This is a genomic window from Wolbachia endosymbiont of Diaphorina citri, assembly GCF_013096535.2.
GTDB lineage: Bacteria > Pseudomonadota > Alphaproteobacteria > Rickettsiales > Anaplasmataceae > Wolbachia.
On the sequence record NZ_CP051265.2, the window covers coordinates 1,439,591 to 1,451,757 of the forward strand.

7 protein-coding genes are annotated in these 12,167 nt (G+C 33.2%); 5 read left to right on the plus strand and 2 right to left on the minus strand.

What is annotated here, in order from left to right:
• Nucleotides 1–177: 177 nt before the first annotated feature.
• The 5 genes from HGO49_RS06715 (at nt 178) to ubiA (ending at nt 8,475) form a co-directional block, all read left to right on the plus strand.
• Nucleotides 178–3,252: an efflux RND transporter permease subunit gene (locus HGO49_RS06715; RefSeq protein ID WP_017532603.1), complete on the plus strand. Its 3,075-nt coding sequence runs from the start codon at nt 178–180 to the stop codon at nt 3,250–3,252.
• Nucleotides 3,253–3,339: 87 nt separating this feature from the next.
• Nucleotides 3,340–4,893 carry a transcription termination factor NusA gene (gene nusA, locus HGO49_RS06720; protein WP_017532602.1) on the plus strand — a complete coding sequence of 518 codons (1,554 nt, stop codon included), beginning with the start codon at nt 3,340–3,342 and terminating at the stop codon, nt 4,891–4,893.
• 9 nt (nt 4,894–4,902) lie between these two features.
• Nucleotides 4,903–7,224 (plus strand): translation initiation factor IF-2, encoded by a 2,322-nt coding sequence (infB, locus tag HGO49_RS06725; RefSeq protein ID WP_017532601.1) that lies wholly within the window; start codon nt 4,903–4,905, stop codon nt 7,222–7,224.
• A 9-nt stretch (nt 7,225–7,233) separates the two neighbouring features.
• The gene (locus tag HGO49_RS06730) at nt 7,234–7,584 is read left to right on the plus strand and encodes a ribosome-binding factor A (protein WP_017532600.1); all 351 of its coding nucleotides are present in this window, start codon (nt 7,234–7,236) and stop codon (nt 7,582–7,584) included.
• A gap of 3 nt (nt 7,585–7,587) precedes the next feature.
• Nucleotides 7,588–8,475 (plus strand): 4-hydroxybenzoate octaprenyltransferase, encoded by an 888-nt coding sequence (ubiA, locus tag HGO49_RS06735; RefSeq protein WP_007302787.1) that lies wholly within the window; start codon nt 7,588–7,590, stop codon nt 8,473–8,475.
• A gap of 313 nt (nt 8,476–8,788) precedes the next feature.
• Here the strand turns inward: ubiA and HGO49_RS06740 are convergent, their stop codons facing one another.
• On the minus strand, nt 8,789–9,877 hold the full coding sequence (locus HGO49_RS06740; protein WP_096616077.1) for an IS481 family transposase: 1,089 nt from the start codon (nt 9,875–9,877) through the stop codon (nt 8,789–8,791).
• A 169-nt stretch (nt 9,878–10,046) separates the two neighbouring features.
• Nucleotides 10,047–12,083 carry a hypothetical protein gene (locus tag HGO49_RS06745; RefSeq protein WP_172758529.1) on the minus strand — a complete coding sequence of 679 codons (2,037 nt, stop codon included), beginning with the start codon at nt 12,081–12,083 and terminating at the stop codon, nt 10,047–10,049.
• Between the last annotated feature and the right edge of the window lie 84 nt (nt 12,084–12,167).

A 12,167-nucleotide genomic window follows, 5' to 3' on the forward strand; every position in this document is an offset into this window, starting at 1 on the left:
TTAAAACTGCTACCATAATAATCCCTCAAATACCATACTAAAGTCATATTATATAGAAATTTTCTTACGCTTGCAAAATTGTAAAAATTTTAATCATTTACATAAAGCTATATAAGGATTAATTAATATATAATTTATCTTAGCTATAATATGATGTAAATACGTATAATGTCCGGAATGAAAAGCTTAATTATAGAGAGGAATAGAACAGTAATATTATTGCTTATCGTGATTTTTACCTTCGGCTCATACACTTATATAAAAATGCCAAGAGAAAGCAATCCTGATATACAGATTCCTATAATTAGCGTATTTGTCGGGTTTCCTGGTATTTCTGTCGAGGATAGTGAAAAGCTATTAGTGCTTCCTATAGAAAATGAACTAAGATCCATCGAAGGTGTAAAAGAATTGAGAGCTTTTGTAACTAATGATGGTGCTCACATGATACTCGAATTTAGAACAGAGTATGATAATAAAGAAGTGCTCGATAACGTCCGTTCAAAGCTTTTAAACATAAAATCAAAATTACCTATTGAAGCAGAATCTCCAATAATCAATAAAATAAACTTGAGCTTATTTCCGATACTAAACGTTGGCTTGATTGGTAATTTGCCGGAAAGAACTTTAACTGAAATAGCACGCAAACTAAAGAAAGAAATAGAATCTCTGCCAAATGTTCTTAAAGTTGAAGTAGCAGGTATGCGTAAAGAAACAGTGGAAGTTATAATTGAGCCCACAGTTCTAACAAAATATAACATTCAATCAAATGAGATATTTCAAGCTATATCAAACAACAACAGATTGGTAGGAGCCGGATCACTAGAAAATGATACCGGTAAATATTCGATTAAAATATCAGGGTTATTAAAAGACATAGAAGATATTATGAATATTCCTATTAGATCTCAAAGTGATGCAGTTTTGAGAATCAAAGATATAGCAAAAGTATACCTTGGGTTTGAGGATCACCAAGGATTTGCTCGTATTAATGGACTACCTAGCATTGTACTAGAAATTTCAAAACGTAATGGAAAAAACATAATAGACACGGTAAATCAAGTAAAATACTTAATGGACAAAGCAAAAGATCAATTACCTGAAAATTTAAAAGTAGTTTATTTGAATGACCAGTCAAAAAATGTACGTGATGTGCTTGACGACTTGGAAAATGGTATAATATTTGCCGTATTACTAATATTAACCATAATAATGCTCTTTATGGGAACAAGGGCTGCTATTCTTGTTGCACTATCAATACCTGGCTCCTTTCTAATAGGAATAATGGCTCTTTACCTCATGGGTATTACTCTAAATATAGTTGTGCTCTTCAGTTTAATTATGGCAGTTGGCATGCTGGTTGATGATGCAATTGTAATCAGCGAATATGCTGATAGAAAGATGATTTGTGGCATGGATAAAGTAGAAGCCTTTTGCACCTCAGTTCATGATATGTTCTATCCAGTTTTATCATCAACATTGACTAAATTAGCAGTGTTTTTCCCTCTGTTACTCTGGCCCGATACAGTCGGTAAATTTATGCAGTACATACCAATTACAATAATTCTAACTTTAACTGGATCGCTAATTATGGCTTTGGTTTTTATACCAACACTTGGTGCAATATTTGGTAAACCTTCCATAACTTCAAAAAAAGAAATAATAAGAATGAGTGCTATAGAAAGTGGTGAGATAAAAAATACTGGGCTTATAATAAGAACTTATGTACGTATGTTAGAGAAAGTCTTAGATCACCCCAAAAAATTTGTATGTGTTGTTGTGTTTGTTTTATTTTTGTCTAGTATATTATATTTTACTTTTGGTCCTGGATTAAAGTTCTTTCCGAATGTAGATTCAGATAACATTTTAATCAGCGTTAAAGTAAAAGAAAGCTTATCAGCCAAAGAACGAGATTTGATACTTAAGAAAGTAGAAGAACGTATTTTGGGTGTTGAAAAGGAAATTTATGTTTTTTATGCTCGATCAGGAAAATTTTCAGACAACGTTATTGCCAAAATTCAATTGGAACTTGTAGATTGGCGCTGCAGGCGCAAAGCTACGCAAATACTAAATGATATAAGGAGTAGTGTACAAAACATAAAAGGAGTAATAATTGATGTACAGGAACAAAAGTCAGGACCATCAGCTGACAAGCCAATACAAATTAACTTAAGCGGAAGTGCATCCAACTTGAATTCAGTAGCAGAGAAAATCCTAAAAATTATGGACCAACCTTCATCTGGATTTATAAATATTCAAGATAGTAGATCAGCACCTGAAATAGAGTGGAATATGAGTATTGATAAGAGTAAGGCTACAAGCTCTGGAGTAAGTGTTGCAACCATCGGTGATTTTATAAAAATGGTTACAAATGGAGTATTAATTGGAAAATATAGACCAAATAACGCAGATGAAGAAATTGATATTGTACTACGCTTTCCCAGAAAGAATCGCAACATGAAAACTATAGATAACCTTTTTATTAATACAGCAAATGGACCATATTCTATGAGTAGCATAGTGAAATACGTTCCCGAAAAAAAGGCAAATAAACTAAGTAGGATTGATGGATCACGCACAGTAACAATCTCTGCTGACGTTGATACTGGCTATCTTGTTGATGAAAGAGTTAAGTTCATTCAAAATTCGATTACTCAAGACTGTAGTAAAGGAGTAAAGATTGATTTCAAAGGTGATAAGGAAGATCAACAAAAATCAGGAGCATTTTTATTAAAGGCTTTTATATTAGCAATTACATTGATGATATTGGTGCTAGTGGCACAGTTTAACAACATATACTATACATTTATCGTAATGACAGCAGTGTTTTTATCAACAACATGTGTATTTTTCATTTTCTTTCTTATTCAGAAAGTTTTTGTAGTTGTCATGTGTGGAGTGGGGATAATTGCTTTAGCAGGAATTATAGTGAATAATAATATACTATTGCTTGATGCCTTTCATCAGCAAATTAAGGTGCGCAAAAATAACATTAAGCAATGTATAATAAACGCTTCAATTTCTCGCATCAGGCCAATACTACTTACCGTTGCAACTACAGTTCTTGGTTTAATACCTATGATTACTAGGTTAAATATCAGTTTTTTTACGCTACAAATCACATATGATGCTCCATCAAGCCAGTGGTGGGTTGATATTTCAGCAACCATAGCAAGTGGAATATTGGCTGCAACGGTCTTAACTTTACTCTTTACTCCGGCGTTGCTTGTCATACAAAGACATGAAAAAACTTGACTTAAATTAGCAATCATTTAACATTTAAGATAGCGTTCTTTACCTGTTGAAGCTATAATTATAACTAATTAAATTGGATTTATTTATATGATTGCTAATCGTAAAAGCAGTGTTAAGCAGAAAAGCAACAAGAATAACATAGTTGGAAGCCTTGATGTAATAAAAACAGCGGGAGAGCTCTCACTTCAAAAAGGTTTAGATTTTGATATTATAATAAATGCACTTAAAAGTGCTATTGAAGCAGTGGCTCAACAAAAGTATGGTAGCAAAAGTAAAATTGTAGTTAATATAGATAGAAACACAGGCAAAGTTACCTCATATAGACAACTAAAAGTCACTAATGATGAATCAAATGAAAATGAGTGTGACTTAATTAAGTTGACACAAGCTAAGTTAATAAAAGAAGATGCAGAAGTTGGAGATACTATTAGTGAGTTGATTTCTCTTAACACTGATCTTGTTTCAGCAAGAATTGCCCAGCAAAAGATTTCTCAAATAATCAAAGATGAAGAGTTAAAAAAGCAATATGAGGAATTTAAAGATAAGGTAGGAGAAATGAGGTATGGCATCGTTAAACAAGTAGAATATTCAGATCTTATTATAGACATAAACGGAATTGGAGCATACCTCCCTTTACGGAACTTGATTGGTGGTGAGTCATTTCGTGAAGGCGATAAGGTTAAAGCTTACATACAGGCTGTTAAGCGCTCTGACGATGGACGTCAAATCATTCTTTCTAGGTCTCATGAAGGCTTTTTAGAGGCATTGTTGAATCAAGAAGTACCAGAAGTTGCTGACGGATTGATAACAATTAAAGGTATAGCTAGAGATGCTGGTTCAAGATCTAAAGTTGCTGTTTTTTCATCTGATAAGAATATCGATCCAGTAGGTGCTTGCGTTGGAGTTAAAGGAGATAGAATAAAAACTATTATACACGAATTAAACGGTGAAAAAATCGACGTCATACATTACTCATCAGATTTGGGTCAATTTGTTATTAAAGCCATTACTCCTGCAGAAGTATCAAAGGTCATTATTGACGAAAATGAAAATTGTATAGAGTTAATAGTTGCTGAAGATCAATTGAGTTTAGCTATAGGAAAAAAGGGTCAGAATGTAAGATTAGCTTCAGAGCTTGTTGGATGGAAAATTGAGATATTAAGCACTCAGCAAGAATCAGAAAGAAGAAATAAAGAATTTAGTCAATGTTCAGTTTTATTTGCTGAAGCTTTAAACTTAGAAGAGATTATGGGCCAATTATTGGTAACAGAAGGTTTTTCAAGTGTAGAAGATATATCTAACACTTCAATTAAAGAACTTGCTTCAATAGAGGGCTTTAATGAAGATATTGCAAATGAACTTCATAATAGAGCAAATAATTACCTGAAAGCAGAGAATGATAGAAAAATAGAAGAGCTAAAAAATTTAGGTATGGAAGACGATGTAATCAACTTAGCCTTATCAATAGATAATAAAATTGCTCTTAGTAAACATAATATTAAAACTTTAGAGGACATAGCAGATTTATCAAGTTATGAGTTTTGTAGCATACTCTCTTCCTCATCCGATAGCAAAGAAGATCTAAAAGATACAGCAGATTTAATAATCATAGAAGCACGTAAAAAGCTTGGATTAATATAATAAAATAATATGAATAATGAAGATATCAGTAATAAAAAATTAACCCTACAAGGCTTAAGCAAGCTTAAATTAGACATTAATTTAAACTCTTTAGCTAGTCAAAGTACTGGTACTACAATAGTAAAAAAAAGAAGAAAAATTCATTCTGCAGAAGAATATAGTTTATTTGACGAGAGTAAATTAGGCTCTTTAACTGAAAAAGAACAAATTTCCCGCATTAATGCTGTACAGAATGCCACTTTGCTGAAAGAAAGAAATCATAGAGAAGAAAAAGAGAAAATAACAAAAGAAGAAAGTAATAAAGAGGTTGAAGATAAAAATGAAGCAGACTCTTTACCTAAAGAAATAAATAAGAAAGTTTTAAGTAGTACTAACTCAGTTGAAAAAAAAGAAGATAGCACTGAATATGAGAACAATGATAAAAAGTCTCTTAAAGCTAGTAAAGATATATACTCTAAGCATTCTAAACTAGTCATTACACAGGCAATAGATGAAAGAAATGAACACCTCCCTGTATTTAAGCAAAAATTTGGTATAAGAAGTAAACAATCAAAGTTTACTAAGGGTAAAAATATATCAAGAGAAGTTATTATACCAGACAAAATAACTATCAGGGAGTTATCTATTCGTATGGCAGAAGATAGCAAGAGTGTGCTAAAAATGCTCAAAGAAGAAGTTGGGGAGAGCTATAGAGTAGATGATCTAGTAGATCCAGATATAGCATGCGAAATAGCAAAAAAATTTAATCATACGGCTAAACGAGTAAGTGATGCTGATAAAGAAAAGAATTTACTCTTCATAAGCAACAGAGAAAACTTACCTAAAAGACCAAAACCACCTATCGTTACTTTTATGGGACATGTAGATCATGGTAAAACATCATTGCTCGATGCATTTCGTGAATCCAATGTTGCAGAAAGAGAGTCAGGTGGCATCACTCAACATATAGGTGCTTATCAATTAACGACAAAAAATAAGCAAAAAATTACTTTCATTGATACACCAGGGCATGAGGCGTTTACTGCAATGCGTGCACGTGGTGCCAATATTACTAATATAGTTGTGATAGTAGTTGCAGCTGATGATGGAATCATGAAACAAACAGTTGAAGCAATAAACCATGCAAAAGCAGCAAATGTCTCTATTATAGTTGCCATTAATAAAATTGATAAATCACAACCTGGCGATGTAGAAAGAATAATTAATAGTTTGCCTCAGTATGACCTCATCCCCGAAGAACTTGGTGGTGATGTTATAATTGTGCCAGTATCAGCAAAAAAGAAAATCAACTTAGATAAACTAGAAGAGGCAATTTTATTAATTGCTGAATTAATGACGCTAGAAGGAATAGAGGATTGTCGAGCACTTGGATGGGTAATAGAGTCCAAAATAGATAAAGCTAAAGGAATATCAGCTACATTAATAGTTGAAGAAGGGACATTAAAGATTGGTGACATATTGGTAGTTGGTACAACATACAGCAAAGTACGCAGTATGGTTAATCACCTTGGTCAAAGAGAAAAAGCGGCACTACCTTCTACTCCAGTTGAAGTTACTGGTTTAAATGGTGTACCAAATGCTGGAGATAAATTTGTTGTTGTAAACTCTGAAAGGCAGGCTCGTGAAGTTGTTGAATACAGGTTAGAATTAATCAAGAAAAAGCAAGAAGATTTAGACGACAGTAATTTAGATATATTCAGTCGTAATGATAGTGAAACAGAAGAACTATCTGTAGTTTTAAAGTGCGATGTCACTGGTTCTATTGAAGCAATATCAAGCTCAATTGATAAGCTTGGTAAAGAGCAAGTGAAATTAAATATTCTACACAAAGCAGTAGGAGGAGTAACAGATTCAGATGTGCTGCTTGCAGAAGCATCAAGCGCAGTAATTTTAGCTTTTAATGTAAAAGTGGATTCAAAAATAAGAGAATTAGCAAAACAAAAAGGTATAGAAATACATACTTACAATATAATATATGAGCTTATTGAAGACATGAGGATGTATCTAACTAAAATGTTAAAGCCTGTTACACGAGAGGTTCGTGTTGGTTCTGCATCTGTAAGGCAAATATTTAATGCATCCAAAGCCGGTAATATAATCGGATGTTATGTCACTGATGGAGTTATAAAAAAAGATTCTTTAATTAAGGTAGTACGTGGCAGCAAATTGGTGCATGAAGGAAAGTTAAAAGCACTACGTAGATTTAAAGATGATGTTAAAGAAGTGGGTGTAAATTTTGAATGCGGAATATCGCTAGAGGGTAATATCGATATTAAAGTTGGAGACATTTTGGAAGCTTATCAATTAGTGCAAGAAGAAAGGACGTTATAGTAGTTGAATATGAAAAAGGAAATTAGAAACCTAAAAGTAGCATCGGTATTACACAGGGCAATATCAAAAGTCTTAATGGAAGGTAATGTTCTTAATGAAAAAGTAGTAGTATCTGATGTAAAGCTAAGCAAAGATTTGAAGAAAGCAGATGTATATATTGTGTTATCTTCATTAAACACCCAAAATGATAATGATGATATCAGCACTGTTGTTAATGAAATGAACCAATCTGCATGGTCAATACGTAAATCTATATTGTGTTATGTTGATTTGCGATTTATACCTGAGTTAGTTTTTAAGCCTGATTTAGCATTCGATAATTTTGTCAATGTAAGCAAAATATTACATAATCACACTTAATTAATGTATTTCAACCATTATTTCTCATTAATGAGAATACACAGTTTAACAGGTTTATGGCTTGTGCTATTTTCTAGCTTAAGCGGCATTCTTTTAGCCTCAACTTCTCTATCGTATCAGGCTCTTTTTCTCCTTGTTTTGTTTACTATAGGTGCATTTTTAATGAGACCCGCAGGGTGCATAATCAATGATATCTTCGATAGAGAAATAGATGCGCACGTTGAACGAACAAAATATAGGCCACTTGCAAGTGGTGCATTAAACATAAAGCAGGCTTTGGCTTTACTTTCACTGTTACTGTCTATTGCCCTGGTAATCTTATTATTAACCAATAAAACTACTCTTATACTTGGAATAATTTCAATGTGCATGATAGTTATCTACCCCTTGCTAAAGCGTTACGTTTGGTGGCCACAATTGTTTTTAGGGTTTACTTTCAACATGGGATCACTCATGGGTTCAGCAGCAATAACAAACCAGATTAGCATAGAATCCTTGCTATTTTATATAGGATGCGTCTTTTGGACGCTTAGTTATGATACTATATACGCTCATCAAGATAAAAAAGATGATGAGAAATTAGGAATGAAATCTACTGCATTATATTTTGGCAATACAACAAAATCTTGGTTGAAAAGATTTTATTTAATATCCTTAATGGCATGGTTGTACGCTGGTATACTATCATCATTAAATAACATCTTTTATATTGCTTTACTTGCCATAGGATTCATATTTCACCACCAACACAAAAATTTCAATCCAGACGATTCTAATCAATGCATGTCCATATTTAAAAATAATTCCCAGATAGGACTCCTGCTCTTTTTCGGTATCCTTTTAGATAGAATTCTAAATTCTACTTTTGTATCCGTTCAGATGCATGGCTAATGTGTAAATATCGAAGCAAAAATGGTGTCAAGCTCTGGAATGACAGAGAAAGCATCATATTGGGATGACACCATTTATTTCTATGGCTGTCTTTTCTATCTTATTTTGTCACCCTGATGAACAGATTCTACTGTTTAGAACATATCTTGAAAGGAAATTAGGAAGATAATATGATAGGATCAGTAAAAAATATATCTAGGTGATGTAGCTAAGAGTTGCACAAGGTGGCCAAGAAAGCACAAAATCAGAACAATTATTAATGCTATACGATACATAATGTGTACTAGACACAACTTAATCTGACAGGGATGAATTAACTGACAGAAGAATTGAGGTAGTTAAAACTAATATCAGTCTCTTGTTTCATGCTACTAATATTTTTCTGAAAAGCAATGTGTTTGCTATTAAGAAAAGTCTGAGTAGGCGTTTTGCCATAGCAATATTTGCCTGAATGAGGCCTTGTCTCATTATAAGAACGCAACCAATGATCAACATCTATCTGCAGATCTTCCAAAGAATTGTAGATTTTCTTGCGAAAAATAATATTGTAACACTCATCTTGCATAGTCTTATGGAATCTCTCGCATATGCCATTAGTTTGCGGAGAATTGGCTTTAGTTCTTGAGTGATCAATATTTTCGATTCCTAAGTATAACTGATAAGCGTGATTCTCTGGTTTGCCACAATATTCTGTACCTCTATCGGTCAAAATGCGCAATAATGGCACGCTTTGTACATCAAAAAATGGTATTACTCTATCATTCAGCAAGTCAGCAGCGGTAATAGCAGTTTTATCTGTATAAAGCTTAGCAAAAGCCACTCTCGAATAAGTATCAATAAAAGTTTGCTGATAGATTCTTCCTATACCCTTGATGTTGCCTACATAATAAGTATCTTGAGAACCTAAATAACCTGGATGCTCTGTTTCAATTTCACCATGTGCTTCCCTTTGTTCTTTAACTTTTTCTAAAGCCGCAAGTTGCTCCTCTGTTAGAATTATTCCATCTTGCATAACTTTTGCCTCAAGAGCCCTCAGTCTTTTTTTGAAGGTCTCAAGGTCATTTCTCAGCCATACAGATCTCACTCCACCTTCAGAGATTATTATGCCCCTTTTTCTCAGTTCATTTGCAGCTCTTTGTTGTCCATATGCAGGAAATTCTGTTGCAATATTAACTACAGCTCTTTCCATGTCTTCAGAGACTCTGTTTGCCATAAGTGGTTTTTTCTTGCTTATCTCATGCAGCGCTTCTTCTCCTCCATTTTCATATAGTTCTTTGAATCTATAAAATGTATCCCTTGAATATCCCATAACCTTGCATGCTTGAGACACATTTCCAAGCTGTTTTGCTAGCTCTAGCAATCCTAGTTTCGGCTTTAGTATTTTTGTTTGTATCGTACTCATTTCTAACACTCCTTTCTTTTATTATTTTATAACTTACTTTTTTAAAGTGTCAGATCAAGTCTTGTTTAATACAAATTAAACAACTTCAGGAGTAAATGGCACTTTGTAGTTGCTTGTCCACTGTCATATTATTTTTGTGTGATTTATAGAGATTATTACAGCTGATCTATCAGATTAAGTCTAAACTATTAGATATAAAACCAGTATCAGCGAAAGCTGAATTACCTTCATTATCATAATAGTAAGGATTTGTTTTTTGTACATCATTAAAGACAGTTTTTAATAGTACTTCCTTATCACTATTCCATGCAACTTTCTCCATAATTGGAATATACTCATTACACTTATGGTCACTTCCACAGTCCTTGATTTTACCGTTAGCCTTTAGATAAGGCTTTAATTGATTATAGCGTATTTGAGTGTTATTGCCCTCTTTATCTATCATTTGCCCTAAGTGATTAACAAGTATCAATGGTGCAATTTGTTTTACTTTCATAACACTTGTTCCACTGGATTCTTTAATGAGATCAGGACATGATTCTCTAGAAAAAAAGTTCTTATTTAATTCTTTATTACTGTAATGAATATCATAGTGACAGAAACTCCTAATTTCATCATCCTGACAGGATAATTCTTTTGTATTATTCACACAATTACCACATTTTATATTACTGAAATAGGATGCTGAATCAACATTCCCTGTAAAGGCAAATTTAAAATTTACTGCACCATAATGACCATCTGCTCCCTTTTCTATATATTTTACAATTTTAGAATTATTGTACATCTCAGGATACAATTCCTTTAGTAAATCAGATGTATTAAAACCTTGATGACCTATCTTCTTATAAGTTTTATAGAAATGAGCATAAGGCCCACAATTTTCTTTGTTGGAACAATCTGGAGTTATTTCTTGAGATGTAATTTCTCCATTTTCATTTCCTCCTTCATTAATAACAGGTTTATTTGTACCAGTTCCATCTCCTTCATTGGTAACAGGTTTATTTGTACCAGTTCCATCTCTTTCATTGGTAACAGGTTTATTTGTACCAGTTCCATCTCCTTCATTGGTAACAGGTTTATTTGTACCAGTTCCATCTCCTTCATTGGTAACAGGTTTATTTGTACCAGTTCCATCTCCTTCATTGGTAACAGGTTTATTTGTACCAGTTCCATCTCCTTCATTGGTAACAGGTTTATTTGTACCAGTTCCCTTCTCTTTTTTACATTCTTCAGCTCCTTTTTTATACCACTCAGTCTCTGCTTTTGCCATGTCAATTTTACACTGCATAAGTTTTTCTTTTACCTCTTCAATCCTAGACCGCATAACTTCTTCTTTCTCCTGTTCAATTTTACACCTCAAAGCTTCCATTCTTGCTACCTTAACTTCATTCTCAGCCTGTTCTACCTTTTCTTTAAACTCTGCCTCTATATCTTCTTTAGCTTTTTTTAACTGCTCAACTTCTTCTTTTGCTGCCTTAGCTTCATTCTCAGTCTGTTCTACCTTTTCTTTAAACTCTGCCTCTATACCTTCTTTAGCTTTTTTTAACTGCTCAACTTCTTCTTTTGCTGCCTTAGCTTCATTCTCAGCCTGTTCTACCTTTTCTTTAAACTCTACTTCTATACCTTCTTTAGCTTTTTTTAACTGCTCAACTTCTTCTTTTGCTGCCTTAGCTTCATTCTCAGTCTGTTCTACCTTTTCTTTAAACTCTGCCTCTATATCTTCTTTAGCTTTTTTTAACTGCTCAACTTCTTCTTTTGCTGCCTTAGCTTCATTCTCAGCCTGTTCTACCTTTTCTTTAAACTCTACTTCTATACCTTCTTTAGCTTTTTTTAACTGCTCAACTTCTGCTTTTGCTACCTTAGCTTCATTCTCAGCCTGTTCTACCTTTTCTTTAAACTCTGCCTCTATATCTTCTTTAGCTTTTTTTAACTGCTCAACTTCTTCTTTTGCTGCCTTAGCTTCATTCTCAGTCTGTTCTACCTTTTCTTTAAACTCTGCCTCTATATCTTCTTTAGCTTTTTTTAACTGCTCAACTTCTGCTTTTGATTGCAGAACCTCCTTTTCACATTCCACAAGTGAACTTTTTTCCTCTCTTATAATTCTATTCTCAATCATCTCGCCTACACTTTCTTCACTATAATAAAGTTTGTTAGTATATGAATCACCGTTACTCATTTGATCACCATAGCTATCTTTTAACACAAAAACCTCCTCCACAGCAAAACTGTAATTACATTAAAACAAAAAAACTAAAGATTTAATGTGGATAAAAGAAACCACAACTAA